Raw genomic sequence first — 18,978 nt, forward strand, 5'->3', positions numbered from 1 at the left:
GTGAGTAACGTTGCCGATACGCTGGCCTCGCTTGCCGAGCTGGTCCACGCACTGGACTGGCTCGAACCCACCTATTTCGCGCAGCGCCTGGACCAGGCCGCCACCGCGCGTGAACTGCATGAAATCGTCCTGGCGCTCGACTACGCCGCCAATTCCAAGGAGCTGCGCGATACGGGCGACGAGCGCGTGCACCGCCTGTTGAATGACATCCTGCCGCTGACCGAGGCCATCAGGGTTTTCTTCAGGATCGATTTGTGGCCAGCCTCGACCGCGCAACTGCAGAGCTGGAAGCATGCACTGTCCACCGCGCCCAGCGGAAAATATGCGTTTCGCGATGATGGCGCGATCAGGATATGCCTGTTGGACGCCACGCTGCACGGATCGACTCTGACGGTCAGGCGCTTCTGGACGCATGTCAGCGATTTTTCAGGTTCCTGGACCGAGGTGGAACTCAAGCTTGATGCGCAGCAGGTGGCTGAATTCAACACCAGGCGGGCAAGCCTGGATGCCTTTTTTCTGCCTTTTTAGTCCGGCTGTTCCAGCCAGGCAATGCGACCGTTGCCAGCCTCGTCGAGGCGCGCCAGCAGGGCGCTGGCCGCGTCTTCGGCCAGGCTGAAATCGAACAGCACCACGTCGCTGTGCGCCACGTCCAGCAAACTGGCGCCAGCGGCATCGAGTTCGCGCCGCAGCATGCCTTCCATCGCATACGGCACCGTGCAGGCCAGCCGCCGCTGGCGCACGATGGCGGTTTTCTCCGCCTGCAGCAGCGCCTGCGCCACGCTGTCGGTATAGGCCCGCACCAGCCCGCCCGCGCCCAGCTTCACGCCGCCCCAATAACGCACTACGGTCGCCAGCACCCCTTCCAGGTCCTGGTGGCGCAGCACGTCGAGCATGGGCCGCCCGGCTGTTCCGCTCGGTTCGCCATCATCGACGGCGGCCGACTGTCCGCCCGCCAGCAGCGCCCAGCACACGTGCACCGCGCCCGGATGCTGCGCCTTCAGACCGTTGACGACCTGCTGCGCGCTGGCGCGGTCTGTCATCGGCTGCACGCAACCGATAAAACGGCTCTTTTTGATGATCAGTTCACTGTGGACGGGGGAGGCGATGGTAAAGGGCATGGCAGAACATAACAGGCAAAATGCAAAAAGCCAACCGGTGAAGGTTGGCTTTTACATGAGGCAAATTCTTGGTAGGCCGTGCGGGATTCGAACCTGCGACCAACGGATTAAAAGTCCGCTGCTCTACCAGCTGAGCTAACGACCCAAGGGCGGCTATTATGACCGGCCCGGGCCGATTTGACAAGGCCAGGCCCGGGATTTTTCGTGCCAGCGTCCGGCAAGGCGGGCAATGTGGCAGAGCAGGCACAGCAGGTGATGGACAGCACCGACGCCAGCGGTTTGAACGCGCATGCCGGCTTGAGCAGGTTTTGCAGGGCGGTCAGCGCAGCAGGAATTTGCCGTTGGCGATGGTCAGCGTATGGTGGGTATCTTCCCTGTCGCTTAGCCAGCGAAACCGGATGGTGTGGTGATCGGCATCGATGGCGAGCGCCTGCAGGATGTCGTCGGTGCCCTCCGACTCCAGCGTGATCGAGCGCAGACAGCTTTGTAATAGAAAATCGTCACGCAGAGTCGTCTTTCTGCCGTCGTAGGCCAGCAGGAGCAGGTGGTCTTGGTAGCCGGCGCCGCAATAGCTGGCGGACTGGGGCTTTCTGGAAGGTATGCTGGCGACCACCACAAAATACGTTGCCGTCTCGCCAGCGAGGGAAAATACCGCCAGTGTTTTTTCGCTAGCCATCAATAATCGCCGGCTGCCCTTGTCGAACGATGTCGCGTCCGGCAAGGCATCAGCGCGCTGGCCGTGTGGGCCATCGCCCTGACGTGTGTAGATGGCTTCCTGTCGCTGCACTGCCGTCTGCGGCGCTGCCGACACCGCCATTGGCACAGCCAGGGCCAGCGTCAGCACAAGACGAAACGACAGCGTCGTGGTGGTCAACATTTTTTGCATCAGCTTCTGGCGCCTTCCTGATGGTTCCGTTTTCAAGGGCATCAGAGCTTGCGCTTGATGTTCAGCGGACCATAACCCTGGCAGGTCGGCATTATCTCGATGCGGTTGACGTTGATGTGCGGCGGCAGGGTGGCGATCCAGTAGGCGGTCTCGGCGATATCTTCGGCCGTCAATGGCTGCGTGCCTTCGTAGACCTTGGCCGCCGCTTCGTCGTTCCCTTTCAGGCGCACATTCGAAAACTCGGTGCCGCCACACAGGCCCGGCGCCAGATTTGTAGCGCGCACGCCGGTACCGACCAGGTCGGCGCGCAGGTTCAGGGTGAATTGTTCGACGAAGGCCTTGGTGGCGCCGTACACATTGCCGCCAGGGTAGGGCGTGTCGCCGGCTACCGAGCCGAGGTTGATGATGGTGCCGCTCTGGCGCGCCACCATGGCCGGCAGCAGCGCGCGCGTCATGGCGACCAGGCCGCTGATGTTGGTGGCGATCATGGTGTCCCAGTCTTCCAGCGACGCTTCATGTGCCGGCGCCACGTTCAGCGCCAGGCCGGCATTGTTGATCAGCACGTCGATGGCCTGCCAGGCGGCGGGAATGCTGCCCAGCGCTGTACCGATGGAAGCCTTGTCGGTCACGTCCAGCTGCAGCGGCAGGGCGACGTCGCCCAGTTCCGCGGCCAGCGCCTGCAGGCGGTCGGCGCGGCGGCCGCTGATGATCACCTGGTGGCCGTTGCGAACGAAGGTGCGCGCCATGGCGGCGCCAAAGCCGGCAGTGGCGCCGGTAATAAAGACGATCATCGTATGTCCTTGCGAGAGATAAAAGAGATGGGAAGCGAGGGGGTAAATTGTAGTCGTAGCCGATGCCGGCCATCTGCGCACAAGTTTTTGCGCTAGTATGGCCGACCGACCAACTATCACCCTCACCACGATGACCGCCCCACAGCCAGCAGCACCCGCCGCTCCCGTCGCCCCCATCACCGACCGCGAAGTGAACGCTGTCTATCTCGGCCTGATGGCCGTGCTGGGCCTGGGCGCGCTCGACCAGAGCATCGTTGCCACCGCCTTGCCACGCATCGTCGATGACCTGGGTGGCATGGCGCACCTGTCATGGGTGGTGACGGCGTATGTGCTGGCCTCGACCGCCACCATGCCGCTGTATGGCAAGCTGGCCGACCAGTATGGCCGCCGCCCAATGATTTTTACTGCATTATTGACTTTTTTGCTGGGGTCGGTCTTGTGCGGGCTGGCGCAGAACATGACCCAGCTGATCATTTTCCGCGCCATCCAGGGCCTGGGGGCGGGCGGCTTTATGCCGCTGGCGCAGATCATTATCGGCGACATCGTGCCGCCAGCCGAGCGCGGCAAGCGCCAGGGCATGGTGCCGATCGTGTTTGCCGTCACCAGCGTGCTGGGGCCGGTACTGGGCGGCGTGATTACCGATGCGCTGTCGTGGCACTGGATCTTCTATGTGAACCTGCCGGTCGGTGCGGTGGCCTTTTATATTATTGCGAAGGCGATGCGCAAACCGGTCAAGATGCAGGCGCACAAGATCGATTACCTGGGGTCGTTGTTGCTCACCGGCTGCATCACGGCGGCGCTGCTGGTGCTGGCGCTTGGCGGCACCGAATGGCCTTGGAACGGCGTAGCAGTGAAGATCAGCGCGGCGCTGGCCGTGGTGTCGGCCGTGTGGCTGCTGCTGCATGTGCGCCGGATCGATGAACCGGTGCTGCCGCCCGATCTGTTCCTGAACCGCACCTTCAATATCGCCAGCCTGGTAATGGCGATGGCCTTCATGGGGCTGATGGGAGCGAGCGTGTTTTTTCCGCTGTTTTTCCAGCTGGTGATGGGCACCAGTCCGGCCGAATCGGGCGTGATGACGGTGGCGATGATGGTGGGACTGGTGCTGTCGTCGCTGGTCAACGGCCGCGTGCTGTCGCGCTCGGGCAAGTACAAGATGGTGCAGGTGGCGGGCCTGGGCGTGGCGGTGGTGGCGTTTGGCGTGCTGGCCTGGGCCATGGAAACGGCGCAGGGCTACTGGGTGATCGAGCCGGCCATCTTTTTCCTCGGCGCCGGCCTGGGCCTGGTGATGCCGAACATGACGATTGCGGTGCAGAATGCCTTGCCCTTGTCGCGGCGCGGCGTAGGCACGGCCATGCTGGCGTTCTTCCGCTCGCTCGGTGGCCTGCTCGGTGTGACGGCGTCGGGCGCCATCCTCGCGCGCCAGTTGCATGTGCATGGCGTGGAGGCGGTCTCGGCGCTCGGCGCCCATGCGGCCACGCAGACCATCGGCGTGTACCGGCATGCGATCGCCAGCGTGTTTGGCGCCGGCGCGGTGCTGCTGCTGGTCGGGCTGTTCGCCTTGCTGTTCCTGCCGGAGTTGCCTTTGGAGGGATTCGAGGGCAAGGGCAAGGCGAACGAAGATCAGTAGCGTTCCAGCCAGTGCGCGTACGGTGCCGGCATGGTCCACGAGGCGCGCGGCAGGCCCAGTTCCTTGGCCGCAAAATAGGCCCAGTGCGGGTTGGCCAGGTGGGCCTTGCCGACCATCACCACGTCGAGCTGCTCGTCCTTGACGACTTGTTCGGCAATGGCCGGCGTGCCGAAGCCCCAGGCCGACGAGACCGGTACGCCTGCTTCCCTGCGCACGCGTTCGGCGATCGGACCCATGAAGGCCGGTCCCCAGGGAATGTTGGTGTCGGGAATCGTGAAGCCCATGGACACGCTGATCATGTCCATGCCGGCGTCCTTGAACTGGCGCACCAGGCCGATCGATTCGAGCAGCGTTTCTTCATCGCGACCGTCGAATTCGATCACGCCGAAACGGATCGTCAGCGGCAGGTGCTCGGGCCACACTTCACGCACGGCTTTCAAGGTTTCAAGCAGGAAGCGGCTGCGGTTTTCCAGGCTGCCGCCATAAATATCGTCGCGCTGGTTGGAATGCGCCGAGAAAAAGCTCTGGCCCAGATAGCCGTGGGCGAAATGCAGTTCCAGCCACTCGAAGCCCACTTCGCGTGCGCGCACGGCGGCGTTCACGAAATCCTGGCGCACGCGGGCGATATCGTCCAGCGTCATCGCGCGCGGCACTTTGCCCAGGCCGCCGCCAAAGGCGATCGCCGATGGGGCGATGGTTTCCCAGCCGCGCGGGTCACCTTCAGCGATATGGTCGTCGCCTTCCCATGGGCGGTTGGCGCTGGCCTTGCGGCCCGCATGGCCGATCTGGATGCCGGGCACGGCACCGGCGTTCTTGATTTCCTTGACGATCGGTGCAAAGCCTTGCGCCAGTGCGTCGCTCCAGATGCCGGTGCAGCCGGGCGTGATGCGGCCTTCCGGCGAGACAGCCGTCGCTTCGACGATCACCAGGCCGGCGCCGCCACGCGCCATGCCAGCATAGTGCGACAGATGCCATTCATTGACCAGGCCGTCGGTCGCCGAGTACTGGCACATGGGCGGCACGGCGATACGGTTGCGCAGGGTGATATCTTTCAGGTGGTAGGGCTGGAACAGAGCGGACATGGTGGCCTTTGCAAAGAATGGGGTGGGTTGGAGCTGTACCTGTACTTGTACTTCGAAAGTTTTCGAAGAATGGAAGGAGTATAGCCTATCGTGTATGATTCTGCTCATGCGACCACACAAACATCCTCCGGCCAGCGAATTCGTCCTTGAGCGCGTACTGTATGCCTTGAGCGATACCATACGCCTGGGCATCGTGCTGCACCTGGACAGAGTCGAGCAAGCTGCTTGCGGCGACCTTGACGGCGGACGGCCCAAGTCGACTGTCTCGCACCATTTCAAGGTGCTGCGCGAAGCAGGGCTGGTGTGGACCGAAAACAGCGGCACCACCCATATGAACCGGCTGCGCCGGACCGACATGGACAGCCGCTTCCCGGGGCTGCTGGCGGCCATCTTGCAGCAATCACCTGAAGGCTGACAACGCATGACAACGAGTGCACGGTGTTGCTGGTGGGGCACCGCGCTCCTGGTGCTGGCTGGCTGCAATCCATTTACGGAGCCGCCCAAGGGACAATATGCCGAAGTGCTGGAACGCGGCGAAAAGGTCACCGAGGCCTTGCAGTACGGACACTTCACCGTCTTGTACGTCGAGTACCGCCAGGGTGGCGGCTCGCTGATGTCTGCCGAGCACCAGTCGATGCGCCTGATCCATGGCGATCAGGTCGTCGTCAGGCAAGCCGATTTCATCGAGCGCTGGACTGACTTTGCCGAACCCGTCTATCTTGCCCGACTGCAAGACCAGCAAGGCGTGCTGGCGCTGGTGCATGAGCAGCAGGACAAGCCCGTGGTGGAGAAAATTGCCGCCTCGGCAGAAGGCTACCAGGGCACTGACAAGTATCTGCACGGCTTTCCCCTGTCCCCGGGCAAACGCTACTTTCCCGGCCAGCAGTCGCCTGGTTTCCTGGTCAGCGCATTTCCGCTCAAGGCCACCGTGCTGCCGCGTGCGCTCGATGGTGGCGACAGCCTGCAACTGCATGCGCTGGCGTCGGTGTCGCCCGATGGCAAGTCGTTTGCCTATGTCGACAGCGCAGCGGCGCCTGCCGTCGTGATGGTGGTCGATGGTGACGGAAAACGGCGCGAGCCGATACCGCTGCCACGCATCTATTTGCCTCAGTTGGCCGATGAGTACGCCAACCCCTACCAACCGTTATGGGACTGGTCGCGCGCGGTGCTGGCCTGGCGCAAGAGTGGCGCGGGCAGCTGGGACGTGCTGCCAAGCGGCACCGCGCCTGGCGCGGCTGGCGCAGGCAATGTGGTCGAGCAATTATTCATTGATGAGCAGTCCGGCTACCGCAACTGCTTTGCTGCCGCCAATGCCGCCTGCCTGCCGGGCTGGCGCGCCGCCAGTGCCACCGGCAAGGACGCTGCCGGCACGCCGCCGTTTGCCTATGTGCCAACCGCCCCCGTGAACGCCTTTGGTGCGCCCGTCAGCCAGTTGCTGCTGTCGAAGACCTGCTGCGGCGTGGCGTCCTACCATTTGTATCTTGACGCCGCCCCGGCGGCGGTCGTCGCGCAATTGTCGGCGCGCCTGCAGAGTGGCAAGATCCCCTTCGTGCGCACCGATCAATGTCCGCCCCGCAGAGGCAATGAGGACAAGTGCGCGGCGCAGCTGGCGGAAAAACTGAAGCGCCCCGAATCGCAGGGGCGCGAGCTCGAGCAGTTGCTCAACACCCTGGAACCGCAGCAGGGCGTGGTGTTCGTAATGCCGACCATGGCGGTGGCGGTGCGTGCCAACGAGCAGGGCGGCAGCATTATCCAGACGCTCATGCGAGCCGATTTTTCGCGCCAGGATTGATGCACGGCGCGTGCGGCCTGACTTTCCCCATCAGATTAACAGCGGACCGCCGTTTGCCAAGCGCTACACGGCCCGCCCTGACTGTGGTATTTCCATCCTCCGGCTCGTGCCCGCAGCCGCTCCAGCGAACAATTTTCAAATTCCTTGACCTGTATGTAGCCAGACATTATGTGGATTGATTTATTAAATTCAAAATGAAATACTGAATAAAACAAAAAAACAATTTAAATGTTTAATTCAGTAATATTTTCATATAAATATTTAATTTTGAAATTGGAGAAAATTTTGAAACACTTCGGCATAGCTAAAAAGCTCTACGTTTTTTCGACCATCCTGATCTTTCTGCTTGCCTTGCTGGCGGCGATGTCGTGGAGCCGGCTCGGTGACGCGGGCCAGTTGGCAAAGGATGCCGGCTTGGTGAAAGTCAGACAATTGCAGCTGATCTCCAGCACGGAACTGAGCGTCACCACGGTGCTGCTGCAAATCAGGCAGGCATTGATCTTCAAAGATGCTGAGAAAATCAATGCGGCGTTGCAGGAGATTAAGAAAGAAAAAGAGAATATCGCAAAAAATGATGCTGTATTCGATAGTGCCCTGCCGACGCAGCAGGCCAGGGCCGCATTTCAAATCTGGCTCGACATGCAGAAGTTGGCATGGCCGGTGGTCGAAGACAACATGCGCATCGTTGCCGCTGGCGACGCGGAGCAAGGCATCGCCTTCTTGACGGCGAAGACAATCCCTGAATTGCACAAGATGCAGACATGGCTCGATACGGAACGCGGGAATCAGGGCAAATATCTGGCGGCGGAGGTCGCCCAGATCGAAAGTCTCGCCAATGCCACGCGTACCCAGCTGAGCATATTAACCCTGTGTATCGCTGCCGGCCTGATGACGTTCTCCTGGTATATTTCGCGCCTCCTGCGCGAGCGAATTGCGGTTTCTCAACTCGTCACTGAACTGGTGCGCGATGGCGATCTTTTCACTCGTCAGAAAGATGAGAAGAGCGATGAATTTTCGCCCCTGCTGGCCGCGTTGGCGGCGATGCAGGATTCTCTGGCGGCGGTGGTGGGGACGGTGCGCGAGAATGCCGAACTGGTGGCGCTTGCGTCGACGGAGATTGCCCAAGGCAATATTGATCTGTCGCAGCGTACTGAATCGCAAGCCAGTGCACTTGAGCAAACCTCCGCCTCGATGGAAGAGCTGGGCAGCACGGCGCAGCAGAATGTGTTGAATGCAACAGAGGCGAATCGGCTGGCCATCAATGCCAGCGAGGTCGCGATGGTGGGTGGGGCAGTGGTCGCCAACGTCGTATCGACCATGCAAACCATCAATGAGAGCTCCAGAGAGATTTCGCTGATTGTCAGCGTGATCGACGGCCTGGCGTTCCAGACCAATATTCTTTCGCTCAATGCTGCCGTGGAAGCTGCCAGGGCGGGCGAACAGGGCAGAGGTTTTGCCGTCGTCGCCTCCGAAGTGCGCAATCTGGCGCAACGCAGCGCGGAGGCGGCAAAGCAGATCAAGACCCTGATCGAGACCAGCGTCGCCCGCGTGGAGCAGGGCGTTAGTCTGGCCGACGAAGCCGGGGCTGCGATGGGCAAGATCGTCTTATCGATCAGGGATGTCACCAACATCATGGTCGACATCAGCACGGCCGGCGCCGAGCAAGGCTCGTCAGTGGCGCAGGTGGGGCAGGCAATTCTTGAACTGGACGCGACGACCCAGCAAAATGCCGCACTGGTGGAGGAGAGCAGCGCAGCGGCGGAGAACCTGAAGATACAGGCGGAACAGCTCGTTGGCGTGGTCGCCATTTTCCGGCTGGCGCAAAATGGCGCGAGAAATCCTGCCGCCATTTCGCGGCCATCTGCCGGCAGAGCCAGGAAGGCTACGTTGAAATTATCGTCGTCTTGAGGATCACTCGCCATGACGCGTCATGCGGCACTGGAAAGTATGGTTGCACAATTATTCGCGCTATGATTGATTTCTAACGGGCAACCGCGCGTCACCTCGTTGTCCAGCTCGGCTATCATGTCGGCCTCTCGGGAAAATCCCCGCCCCCGCGCCAGTTCGCGCGAGGGGCGGCGAGAAGTACCTGGCAAGGCAAGGATAGGGCATGACGGTAGCAAAAGTAGTTCAAGCGGACCCAGAAAATCGTCCGCAGTTTGGCTGGATCAATCTGTTGAAGGCAGGCGCGGCGCAACTGATCGTGTTGCATCATTTGGCGTTTTACGGGCCGATGTCGGACTATGTGCAGCTCATGTGGCCGGCGCTGATCGGCTGGCTGGGCGACAGTGCGCGCATCGCGGTACAGGTATTCCTGGTGATCGGCGGCTTCCTGGCCGCCAAGTCGCTGTCGCCGACCGGTTTGCCGGGCCTGGCGCCGTCACCCGTGTCGGCCGTCTGGCACCGCTATGCCAAGCTGGCGCCGCCGTTTGTCGCCGCCACCGTGATCGCGGCGCTGGCCAATGCATTCGCCTCCGGCGTGATGGTCCACGAGTCGATTTCGGCGCCGGCCAGCTTGAGCCAGATCGGCGCCCATGCCTTGCTGCTGCATGGCGTGCTTGGTTACGAATCGCTGTCGGCCGGCGCCTGGTATGTGGCGATCGACTTCCAGCTGTACGCGCTGGCGGTGCTGGTATTCTGGAGCACCGGTCGCGTTGTGAACGGGCGGCGCTTGCCGTGGCTGGTGCCGGCCATCGTCACCTGCGGCGTGGCAGCCTCGCTGCTGTACTTCAACCTCGACAGCGGCTGGGACAATTGGGCGCCGTATTTCTTCGGCAGCTACGGCCTTGGCATGCTGGCCTGGTGGGCCAGCGACCCGCGCCGCCAGGGTCATGGCGCCACCATCATGATGCTGTTGCTGATCGTGCCGGCCTGGCTGGCGCTGGCAGTGGAGTTTCGTAGCCGCATCGAGCTGGCGCTGGCAGTGGCGTGCGTCCTGTTCCTGTGCGGGCGCATGAAAGTCGCGTCCGGCGAGGGCGCCTGGCCACTGGTCAACACCCTGGGCCGTATCTCGTATTCCGTATTCCTGATTCATTTCCCCGTCAGCCTGCTGGTCAATGCAGCGTTTATCCGCTTCGCGCCTCTCGAAGCCGAATGGCAGGCGCTGGGCATGTTGACGGCCTGGACCGCCAGCCTGGGTGCCGGCGCCGCGTTTTACCGCTGGGTGGAAGCGCCGCTGGGCAGGGTAGTGCAGTCGCTGGTGGGCAAGGCGCTGGCACGGCCGGTCTCGGTTTGAATATGGCCTGAACAATGCCGCCGGTCGCAGTGGCGCTGACTGTGAGCAAGATGCTATGCTGTAGAACTTGCTAACAGTCAACACCGGTGCAATATGTCCGTTTTTTTTAAAAAAATACCTGGGCCAGTCCCCGCGATCCATCGCAGCCTCTTGCGCATCGCAGGCCTGGTGCTGTCCGTATTGCTGTTGCTGTGCCTGGCTTATTTCCAGGCGCCGACCCTGGGCGTTGATTTTGCCGGCATCTATATCGTGGTGCTGGTCTCGGCCTTGCCGGCGGTCGCAGTGGCTGGGCGCAAGGCTATTGCCGCACTCTGGCTGTTGCTTGCCGTGCTGTTTGGCGCCATCGTGTTCCTGACCAGCGCACCGATACTGCATGCGAATGCCTATTACAAGATGCTGGGTGCGGAAACGCCGGCCAATTTTCACGATGCCTTGCCGCCTATCGATATCGAGCAGGCGCCGTTGGTGTCGCAGGACATGGCTTTGCAGGCGATGCAAAAGCGCCTGTCGGAAATCGCTTCGCTGGGATCGCAAGTGGCGGTCGGCACGCCGGTGAAACAGCTGGTGAAGGACAAGCTGGTGTGGGTCGCCTTCCTCGAGCACAGCGGTTTTTTCAAATGGTTTGCTGACGGCGCCACGCCGGGCTATCTGGTGGTGTCGGCGCACGATCCTGCCGACGTCAAGCTGGTAATGGAACTCGACGGCAAACCCTTGAGAATGCGCTATCTGCAGTCGGCCTATTTCGGCGACTACGTCGAGCGGCACGCGTATTTGTCGGGCAATACCACGGTCGGCCTGACCGACTTCGAACCGGAAATCGATGACGACGGCGTGCCGTACTACGTCGGCACCGTGTACGAACACAAGGTGGGATTTTCAGGCAGCGAGTCGAGCGGCATCATTACCGTCAATGCCGTGACTGGCGAGGTCAGGCGCTACAAGATGGGCACGGAGCCGGCCTGGGTGGACCGTATCCAAGCCGAGGAATTTATCCTGGAGCAAATGCAGGATCGCGGCGAATATGTGCACGGCTATATCAACCTGAACAATGAAGGGCGCTTGCGCGTGGACGGCATGCTGGACCTGGTCTACGGCTCCGACCAGCGACCGTACTGGGTCGGCGGCATGACCTCGAAAGGCCAGAACAACGGCCTGTCCGGTTTTTACTTTGTCGACTCGCGCACCAAGGTGGTACGCTGGTTCAAGGTGCCATCGGTGTCGCAGGCAACCGCCGCGCACGCAGTGGAAAACGTCAACCCGGAAAAGCACTACAGGGCCACCAATCCGCTGCCGTTCCTGGTCAATGGCGCACCGACCTATGTGATGGCCCTGCGCGACGTGCAGGGCGTCTCGCGCGCCTTCGGCATGGTCGACATGCGCAACAACCAGATCATCGGCGTGGCAGATACCCTGAACGCCACCCTGCGCAGCTACCAGTCCAAACGCTCGAGCAACCGCGTCGCCGCCGACATTGGCACTGAAGCGCGCGAGGTCGCGATCAAGGGCAACGTGGTGCGCATTGCCGCCGAATTTCGCAACAACCAGACCATGTATTACATCACTCTCAGCTCGGGCGACAAGGTGCTTGGCACTATCTTCACGGGTAGCTCCGACCTGTCGGAAGAGCTGGTACTGACCAGGCCCGGCGACCATGTCGAGCTGAGCTATGCGGACAGCAATACGCGGGTGGTGGGGATGAGCAAGTTTCACAATACGGATATACCGGGGGTGGAGTGAGTTTTGGCGATCTTGCTGCTGCTTGATTGTGAAGCCAACGGTGCTGCCACCTTGAAAAATAGCTGGTTCTTTCAATTATTTGTTACTACAATAAATAATGAGGATCACTTTTGATGCCGTCAAGCGCGACAAGACGCTCAGCGAGCGCGGGCTTGATTTTGCGCGTGCGCGTGACATATTCGAGGGACTCACCATTACCATGCCTGACCAGCGCCAGGAATATGGCGAAGCCCGTTTTATCACCGCCGGCTGGCTCGATGAGCGTATCGTCATCGTGGTGTGGACGCCGCGCGGCCTGGCGCGAAGAATCATCAGCATGAGGAAAGCAAATGAACGCGAAATCGCAAGATACGGCCAAAGCCTGGAGTGATCCAGACGATGCGTCAGAATTGACGGAAACGTTTTTCGAGCAAGGTGTATGGGAAGTGGCCGGTAAGGCCGTGTCCCACCCGCAAGCACAGGCAGAGCTTGCCAGACGCCGTGGTCGGCCAGCCGGCAGTGGCGGCAAGGTCAGTACCACGATACGTTTTGATGCCGAGATTCTCGACGCGTTCAAGGCCACCGGCGAAGGCTGGCAGACGCGCATGAATGATGCGCTGAAAGAGTGGCTGCGTGACAGGCAAGCTTAGAAAACAAAAAAGCCCACGAACCGAAATTCGTGGGCTTTTTCAAGTATTTGGTAGGCCGTGCGGGATTCGAACCTGCGACCAACGGATTAAAAGTCCGCTGCTCTACCAGCTGAGCTAACGACCCAAAAAACTTTTACAACAACTTCGGTAACACTGTGCAGTAAAAAAATGCCTGCTATAACTTCTGCAAGCAGATCATGACTGCGTATTCGTGGTAGGCCGTGCGGGATTCGAACCTGCGACCAACGGATTAAAAGTCCGCTGCTCTACCAGCTGAGCTAACGACCCGAAGAAGAAAGATTATAGGGGGTGGCCGGGATTCTGTCAAACGCTGCCGGCAACTTTTTCCCTATGTCATTGTCAACTTACTTCTTGCCGCCACGCTCCTTGGCGGTCTGGGCGGCGCTGGACTCCGGGTAGCGCGCGATCAGGGCGTTCAGGGTCTTGGTGGCGTTGGCCTTGTCTTTCAGCTCGGTGTAGCAGCTGGCGATGTTGAGCATGGCGTCGGGTGCTTTCGGGCTGTCCGGGTAGGTCTTCAGTACCACTTGCTGGGCGCTGATGGCGCTCTTGCAGTCGCGCTGGGCGTAATAGGCGTTGCCCAGCCAGTATTGCGCATTGGCCGCATAGGCCGATTCCGGATAGCGCTTGACGAAGGCGTCGAGTGCGGTGGCGGCGGCCTTGTAGTCGCCCGACTTGAATACGCCGAAGGCGGTGTCGTAGGCGCTCTGTTCGGACACGCCAACGGCCGCTTCCTGGCCGTCGATGGTGACCTGGCGCGGCTCGAGCTTGCGCAGGCGGGCGTCGAGGTCGGTATAGAAATCTTTCTGGCGTTTTTGCATCGTTGCCAGGTCATTGGCGACGACTTCGATCTGGCCGCGCAGGCGGGCGATCTCTTGCATGGTCTGGTCGTGCTGGTTGATCAGGGACAGGGTGCTGGTCTTGTCGGCCTTGGCGTCGAGACGCTCGGTCAGGTCACGCGTCATGGCATCGACCTTGCTGCGCAGCTCCAGGATGGCCTTGCGGGCTTCGTCGTCGTCGAACAGGGCTGCGTTGGCGTGCAGGGGCAGATAGGCGAATGCGGCCATCAAGGCGGCAGCGAGGCCGGCTTTCGAGAATGTCATCATGGGTCGGGCTTTCAAAAGTTACGCATACATGCAAACAGGGCGCCAGGCGGAATTTCCGCGCAGCGCCCCATTATTATGCCTGTGGCGGGCAGCAGGCAAGCGACAAGCTTGTCGCGCCCGGCCTGCCAGCGGGCAAGCTATCAATAAACGATGTCAGCGCGGCGGTTTTCAGCCCATGCTGCTTCGTTGCTGCCTTGTGCTTTAGGCTTTTCCTTGCCCAGCGATACGGCTTCCATCTGGCCTTCCGGTACGCCCAGTGCCGACATCGATTTACGCACGGCTTCGGCACGTTTCTGGCCCAGGGCCAGGTTGTACTCGGCGCCGCCGCGTTCATCGGTGTTACCCTGGATCAGGATCTTGCGACCTGGGGTTTTGACCAGGTAGCCGGCGTGGTTTTGTACCACGGCGGTGTCAGCTTCGCGCACGACGTATTTGTCGAAATCGAAGTAGACGCTACGGTTGGCCAGCACGCCTTTTGGATCGTCCAGCGGATCGACCGAACCGGTCGACACTGGCTGAACCTGACGTGGGTCAGCAGGAGCTGGAGCAGCGGCTTGCGGCGCGCGCTCGACGACTGGGGTTTCTGCCAGTTTCACTGGGGTGCTGCAAGCAGACAACAGGGTGGCTGCGGCGGCAATGAATGCCAGGCTTTTGAAATTACTCATTTTTGTATTCTCCGGGTCTATGATTAAAGGTGCAACTGTACAGCATTTACTTCATGAAAGGACCCCAGGTGGGCTCCTTGATATTGCCAGCTTGCGTAGTCAAACGCTGCTTGACGCGGCCATCCACCGATACCACTGCCAGCGACTTGCGTCGTCCGGATTCGGTCGCGTACATGATATATTTCCCGTTGGGCGAAAAGCTCGGTGATTCGTCGTTGGCGGTGTCCGACAAGCGCAGTTCCTGGCCACTAGCCAGGTCGAGCGCGTAGAGCTGGAAATTGCCATCGCGACGGGAAATATAAGCAAGTGTCTTCCCGTCGGACGAGATCCGCGGGCTGATGTTGTAGGAGCCGCCAAACGTCACGCGCTTGGCTTCGCCGCCGCTGGTCGACATGCGGTAGATCTGTGGTCCGCCGCTACGATCGCTGGTGAAGTAAATGCTCTGGCCATCGGCCGAGAATTGCGGTTCGGTATCGATGCCGCTGCTGTTGCTGACGCGGCGCAAGCCGCTGCCGTCGGCATTGACGGTATAGACTTGGGTGTGGCCATCGCGCGACAGGGCCACGGCCAGGCGCGAGCCGTCCGGGCTCCAGCTCGGCGCCGAGTTGCTGCCTTTTTCATTCGAAACAATGGTGCGCTGGCGCGTTACCAGGTTCTGCACGTAGACGATCGGTTTTTTCTTTTCAAACGACACATACGCTACTTTGGTGCCGTCCGGCGACCACGCTGGCGAAATGATAGGCTCGTTCGAGCGCAAGGCTACCTGTATGCCTTCGCCGTCGGCGTCGGCCACTTCCAGCCGGTATTCGCGGCCGGTTTGCGTCACGTAGGCGATGCGGGTGGCGAATGCACCCTTGGTGCCGGTCAGCTTTTCATAGATATCGTCGGCGATCTTGTGCGCCAGCAAGCGGTTGAACTGCGGCGCGGCCGCATTGTTCATGCTCGACAGCTGGGCGCTCTTGACGGTGTCATACAGCTTGTAGCGCACGTCCAGGCGGCCATCGGCCATCGCCTGCACGCTGCCGGCCGCCAGCGCGTCGGCGCCGCGCGACTTCCATTGGTCGTAGCTGACCGGCGCCGTTTCCGACATTTCCGCGCCATCGATAATCTTGAACACGCCGCTGCGCGCCAGGTCGGCCTTGATGATGCCGGACAGCGATTGCGGCGCCGCCGATTCGTTGGCGAAGTTGGCGATGGCGACCGGAATCTGGTTGCTGCCGATACCGGTAATTTCCACGCGCAGCTGGGCCTGGGCGCCTGACGCTGCCAGCAGCAGGCCGGCGCACAGCACCACGTAACTCATTTTTTTCATGATCATCATTGGCTATTCCTTCATCTCGAATATGAGTTCAATTTCGCGTTCCACGCTGCCGTCTTTTTTCTTCGGCAGAGGTGACGATTTATTAATGGCATTTTCCACCGAGCTGTCATACGCCGGCAGTCCGCTGCTCTTGATCTTTCGGACAGAAATAATTTCCCCAGTTGGCAGTTGCTCGATCCTGAACACGGCGCGCGGGTTGCCCTGCACGTCGGTACTACCGCTGTACGCGATATTGCCCTTGATCTTGGCCGTCAGGGCAGCAACATAGCCGCTGTCCTTGCGTGGCGCAGTCGCTTTTGCGGCCGTGCCCGTGCTGCCTGAACCTGCCTGAGCCATCATGCGGTTCATTTGTTCGGCACGCACTTTATCTGCGGCTTTTTTCTCATCCGCTGCTTTTTTTGCCTTGGCGGCTTTTTCAGCCGCTGCCTTTTTCTCGGCCGCTTCCTTCTCGGCTTTTTCTTCCGCCGCTTTTTCCGCCTTCTCGGCTTTTTCCTTGTCGGCCTTTTCCTTCTTCGCCTTTTCCAGCTTGTCGGCTTTCTCTTTTTCTTTTTCTTTCTCTTTTTCCAGCTTCTCTGCCTTGTCTTTTTCTTTTTGCTTCTGTTTTTCCAGTTCGCGTTTTTCTTCTTCGCGTTCTTTCGCTTCCTCTTTGCGGCGCTCTTCGGCGGCGGCTTTGGCTTTCTCTTCCTTCAGCTTGGCTTTTTTGCGCTCAAGCGCAATTTCCGCTTCGCGCAGGTCGACCTTCGGCTCGGGCGCGGCCACCGGTGGTGGTGGCGGTGGCGCGGGCTGTTCCACTTCCGGCTCGGGCGGCGGCGGGGTTGGCGCGGGCGCAGGCTCCGGGTCCGTCGTCACTTCCGGCGGCGGTGCCGCCGTCTGTACTTTCAGGTCCCACACTTCCGCTTCCACCGCCACCGGTTCCGTATTTTGCCAGTGTACGCCGATCCACAGGAAAAAAAGCAGGCCAAGATGCATCGCCAGCGCCAGGCCCAGCGAGGGCCAGCGGCTGCTTTCGCGCGGCACCCGGTACGGCGTGCCCATTACATGGTCGGTAGGTTTCGTCTGCAAAGTTCGGTCTTTAAAACGTCAGGTTCGTGGTTGCGCTTGCTGTTACTTGGTGGCCAGGCCGACACGGTTGATGCCCATCTTTTTCGCTTCCGAAATCAGCTGGATCACATCGTCATACTTGCTTTCCTTGTCGCCGGCGATCAGCACCGGGTAGTCCGGATTACTTTCATGCAGGCCACGCAGATTGCGCAGCAGGGCGTCGCGGTTCGGTTCGGTTTCCGGTGCCAGTTGCTGCTTGCCGATCACGCCGATCGACAGCGAACCATTTGGTTTCAGCACGATCTGGATATAGTCATCGGGCGGTTTGGTGGTTTTTTCCGCGTTCGGCAAGTCCACCACGCTGGGGTTGTTGGACGAGGGCATCACCATGAAGATGATCAGCAGCACCAGCATCACGTCGATATATGGCACGACATTGATTTCCGACTTGAACTTGCGGCCACGGCCGCCCCGCATGCCGCCGCTATTGAATGAGGAACCCATCAGCAGTCCTTCCTGTTAGCGCGACTGGCGCTGCAAGATGTTGGAGAATTCTTCAACGAAGCTCTCGAAGCGGATCGCCAGGCGGTCGATATCGTGCGAAAAACGGTTGTAGGCCACCACCGCTGGAATCGCCGCGAACAGGCCGATGGCGGTGGCGATCAGCGCTTCGGCAATGCCGGGCGCGACTGCTGCCAGGGTGGCTTGCTGCACATTGGCCAGGCCGCGGAAGGCGTTCATGATGCCCCAGACTGTACCGAGCAGGCCGATGTAGGGCGAGACGGAACCGACCGACGCCAGGAAGGCCAGGTGCGATTCGAGTACGTCCATTTCACGCTGGAAAGCGGCACGCATGGCGCGGCGGGCGCCGTCGAGCACGGCGCCCACGTCCAGCGCTTCGCGCGCACTGTAGGACGCCTTGCCTTTGATGAATTCTCCCATGCCGGCATCAAAGATGCGGGCCAGCGCGCCGCTCTGGTCGCGGTTGCCGCTTGCGCTCTGGTGCAGCGCATGCAGGTTGCCGCCAGCCCAGAAGCTGCGTTCGAATTCGATGGTTTGTTTGCGCGCGGCGCGCACCGCGAACATCTTGCGGAAGATATAGGTCCAGCTGGTCAGCGAGATCAGCAGCAGCAGGGCCATGATCAGCTGCACGATCAGGTGGGCATTGGTGATGAGCGCGAGGAAAGAAAGATCTTGTGTAACGTTCATGGGCAGGCAGTCTGTGGTGAATTATCCGGGAGTGGCAGGGTGGTTCAGGCGGCGCGCATGCGTTCGGCTACTGCGTCGGGCACGGGGCGCGGGCGCATGCTGGAGTCGACGCAGCCGACCTTGACCTGAGCGGTATTGAGCAGGGTCTCGCCGCGCCAGGCTTGCTGCAGAAAAACGATGGAAGCGCGTCCCATTTTGGCTATGTTCAAGGTCAATCTTACCGTGTCATCGAGTCTGGCTGGCGCATGATAGTCGGCGCTGACGCTTTTTACCACGAATAGCGCATCGTGTTTTTCCAGTAATTCCTGTTGCTCAACGCCAATTGCGCGCAGCCATTCAGTGCGCGCGCGTTCAAAAAACTTCAGGTAATTGGCGTAATAGACGATGCCACCGGCGTCGGTGTCTTCATAATAGACCCGTACGTCCCATTGAAAGGCTGAAGGCATGTTGATGGCGCCAGTAGTATGATTGAGCAACATTTTACGCGATTTTTCTGATCATGACGAAGAGCGCTTGCCGAAATGCTATGTGCATTGCACCAAACATTGCAACGCAGCATATTCCCAGCTTGCCGAGTAGAAAGACAAGCGCGGTAACATACGCTTACAAGCGGACACGACGTTTACGTGCAGCTCAAGCAGCGCGCTTGCCATGGATCGTGCGCGGCGATTATAGCCGCAGCAGCGCAGGTGCGCTGCTTTCCTTGCTCAATTGGGGC

Annotated in this window: 20 protein-coding genes and 3 tRNA genes; 9 read left to right on the forward strand and 14 right to left on the reverse strand. The window is 60.5% G+C overall.

The window, feature by feature from the left end:
* The gene (locus tag ACQ4WM_RS23550; RefSeq protein WP_436549085.1) at nucleotides 1–528 is read left to right on the forward strand and encodes a hypothetical protein; all 528 of its coding nucleotides are present in this window, start codon (nucleotides 1–3) and stop codon (nucleotides 526–528) included.
* Here ACQ4WM_RS23550 and ACQ4WM_RS23555 read toward each other — a convergent pair.
* The 4 genes from ACQ4WM_RS23555 to ACQ4WM_RS23570 form a co-directional block, all read right to left on the reverse strand.
* Nucleotides 525–1,118, reverse strand: a complete 594-nt coding sequence (locus ACQ4WM_RS23555; protein WP_436549086.1) for an IMPACT family protein — start codon at nucleotides 1,116–1,118, stop codon at nucleotides 525–527. The two genes, ACQ4WM_RS23550 and ACQ4WM_RS23555, sit on opposite strands and share 4 nt — an antisense overlap.
* Before the next feature lie 69 nt (nucleotides 1,119–1,187).
* Nucleotides 1,188–1,263, reverse strand: a tRNA-Lys gene (locus ACQ4WM_RS23560).
* Between the two features lie 174 nt (nucleotides 1,264–1,437).
* Nucleotides 1,438–2,004, reverse strand: coding sequence for a hypothetical protein (locus ACQ4WM_RS23565; protein ID WP_436549087.1), 567 nt, complete (start codon nucleotides 2,002–2,004; stop codon nucleotides 1,438–1,440).
* A gap of 41 nt (nucleotides 2,005–2,045) precedes the next feature.
* Nucleotides 2,046–2,795, reverse strand: a complete 750-nt coding sequence (locus tag ACQ4WM_RS23570; RefSeq protein ID WP_436549088.1) for an SDR family NAD(P)-dependent oxidoreductase — start codon at nucleotides 2,793–2,795, stop codon at nucleotides 2,046–2,048.
* A gap of 130 nt (nucleotides 2,796–2,925) precedes the next feature.
* Between ACQ4WM_RS23570 and ACQ4WM_RS23575 the strand changes: the two genes are divergently transcribed.
* On the forward strand, nucleotides 2,926–4,425 hold the full coding sequence (locus ACQ4WM_RS23575; protein ID WP_436549089.1) for an MDR family MFS transporter: 1,500 nt from the start codon (nucleotides 2,926–2,928) through the stop codon (nucleotides 4,423–4,425).
* Here the strand turns inward: ACQ4WM_RS23575 and ACQ4WM_RS23580 are convergent.
* Nucleotides 4,419–5,507, reverse strand: a complete 1,089-nt coding sequence (locus ACQ4WM_RS23580) for an NADH:flavin oxidoreductase/NADH oxidase (RefSeq protein ID WP_436549090.1) — start codon at nucleotides 5,505–5,507, stop codon at nucleotides 4,419–4,421. The genes ACQ4WM_RS23575 and ACQ4WM_RS23580 overlap by 7 nt on opposite strands.
* Nucleotides 5,508–5,613: 106 nt before the next feature.
* On the opposite strand from ACQ4WM_RS23580, the gene ACQ4WM_RS23585 reads away from it, so the two are divergent.
* The 7 genes from ACQ4WM_RS23585 (at nucleotide 5,614) to ACQ4WM_RS23615 (ending at nucleotide 12,900) form a co-directional block, all read left to right on the forward strand.
* Nucleotides 5,614–5,922 (forward strand): ArsR/SmtB family transcription factor, encoded by a 309-nt coding sequence (locus ACQ4WM_RS23585; RefSeq protein WP_436549091.1) that lies wholly within the window; start codon nucleotides 5,614–5,616, stop codon nucleotides 5,920–5,922.
* A gap of 6 nt (nucleotides 5,923–5,928) precedes the next feature.
* Nucleotides 5,929–7,299 (forward strand): hypothetical protein, encoded by a 1,371-nt coding sequence (locus ACQ4WM_RS23590; RefSeq protein WP_436549092.1) that lies wholly within the window; start codon nucleotides 5,929–5,931, stop codon nucleotides 7,297–7,299.
* A 228-nt stretch (nucleotides 7,300–7,527) separates the two neighbouring features.
* The gene (locus ACQ4WM_RS23595; protein WP_436549093.1) at nucleotides 7,528–9,207 is read left to right on the forward strand and encodes a methyl-accepting chemotaxis protein; all 1,680 of its coding nucleotides are present in this window, start codon (nucleotides 7,528–7,530) and stop codon (nucleotides 9,205–9,207) included.
* A gap of 202 nt (nucleotides 9,208–9,409) precedes the next feature.
* The gene (locus ACQ4WM_RS23600) at nucleotides 9,410–10,534 is read left to right on the forward strand and encodes an acyltransferase family protein (protein ID WP_436549094.1); all 1,125 of its coding nucleotides are present in this window, start codon (nucleotides 9,410–9,412) and stop codon (nucleotides 10,532–10,534) included.
* Between the two features lie 150 nt (nucleotides 10,535–10,684).
* Nucleotides 10,685–12,271, forward strand: coding sequence for a hypothetical protein (locus ACQ4WM_RS23605; RefSeq protein WP_436549095.1), 1,587 nt, complete (start codon nucleotides 10,685–10,687; stop codon nucleotides 12,269–12,271).
* A gap of 97 nt (nucleotides 12,272–12,368) precedes the next feature.
* Nucleotides 12,369–12,641 (forward strand): BrnT family toxin, encoded by a 273-nt coding sequence (locus ACQ4WM_RS23610; protein WP_436549096.1) that lies wholly within the window; start codon nucleotides 12,369–12,371, stop codon nucleotides 12,639–12,641.
* A complete protein-coding gene (locus tag ACQ4WM_RS23615; protein WP_436549097.1) occupies nucleotides 12,601–12,900 on the forward strand; it encodes a BrnA antitoxin family protein in 300 nt (99 codons plus the stop codon). The genes ACQ4WM_RS23610 and ACQ4WM_RS23615 overlap by 41 nt, the downstream gene beginning before the upstream one ends.
* 48 nt (nucleotides 12,901–12,948) lie before the next feature.
* On the opposite strand, the gene ACQ4WM_RS23620 is transcribed toward ACQ4WM_RS23615, so the two are convergent.
* From ACQ4WM_RS23620 to ybgC, 9 genes are all read right to left on the reverse strand, one after another.
* A tRNA-Lys gene (locus ACQ4WM_RS23620) sits at nucleotides 12,949–13,024 on the reverse strand.
* Nucleotides 13,025–13,112: 88 nt separating this feature from the next.
* Nucleotides 13,113–13,188: transfer RNA gene (locus tag ACQ4WM_RS23625), tRNA-Lys, on the reverse strand.
* Nucleotides 13,189–13,265: 77 nt separating this feature from the next.
* On the reverse strand, nucleotides 13,266–14,024 hold the full coding sequence (ybgF, locus tag ACQ4WM_RS23630; protein ID WP_436549098.1) for a tol-pal system protein YbgF: 759 nt from the start codon (nucleotides 14,022–14,024) through the stop codon (nucleotides 13,266–13,268).
* Between the two features lie 140 nt (nucleotides 14,025–14,164).
* On the reverse strand, nucleotides 14,165–14,689 hold the full coding sequence (gene pal, locus ACQ4WM_RS23635) for a peptidoglycan-associated lipoprotein Pal (protein WP_436549099.1): 525 nt from the start codon (nucleotides 14,687–14,689) through the stop codon (nucleotides 14,165–14,167).
* Between the two features lie 46 nt (nucleotides 14,690–14,735).
* Complete coding sequence (gene tolB / locus ACQ4WM_RS23640; RefSeq protein WP_436549100.1) at nucleotides 14,736–16,010, reverse strand: Tol-Pal system beta propeller repeat protein TolB; 1,275 nt, start codon at nucleotides 16,008–16,010, stop codon at nucleotides 14,736–14,738.
* Nucleotides 16,011–16,013: 3 nt separating this feature from the next.
* Complete coding sequence (gene tolA, locus ACQ4WM_RS23645) at nucleotides 16,014–17,072, reverse strand: cell envelope integrity protein TolA (RefSeq protein ID WP_436549101.1); 1,059 nt, start codon at nucleotides 17,070–17,072, stop codon at nucleotides 16,014–16,016.
* A gap of 42 nt (nucleotides 17,073–17,114) precedes the next feature.
* Nucleotides 17,115–17,555: an ExbD/TolR family protein gene (locus tag ACQ4WM_RS23650; RefSeq protein ID WP_065305980.1), complete on the reverse strand. Its 441-nt coding sequence runs from the start codon at nucleotides 17,553–17,555 to the stop codon at nucleotides 17,115–17,117.
* 15 nt (nucleotides 17,556–17,570) lie between these two features.
* Nucleotides 17,571–18,260, reverse strand: a complete 690-nt coding sequence (gene tolQ / locus ACQ4WM_RS23655; protein ID WP_436549102.1) for a protein TolQ — start codon at nucleotides 18,258–18,260, stop codon at nucleotides 17,571–17,573.
* A 44-nt stretch (nucleotides 18,261–18,304) separates the two neighbouring features.
* Complete coding sequence (ybgC, locus tag ACQ4WM_RS23660; RefSeq protein ID WP_436549103.1) at nucleotides 18,305–18,706, reverse strand: tol-pal system-associated acyl-CoA thioesterase; 402 nt, start codon at nucleotides 18,704–18,706, stop codon at nucleotides 18,305–18,307.
* Nucleotides 18,707–18,978 lie beyond the last annotated feature (272 nt).

The sequence above is a fragment of the Janthinobacterium longum genome, from assembly GCF_051380735.1.
Classification (GTDB): Bacteria; Pseudomonadota; Gammaproteobacteria; order Burkholderiales; family Burkholderiaceae_D; genus Janthinobacterium.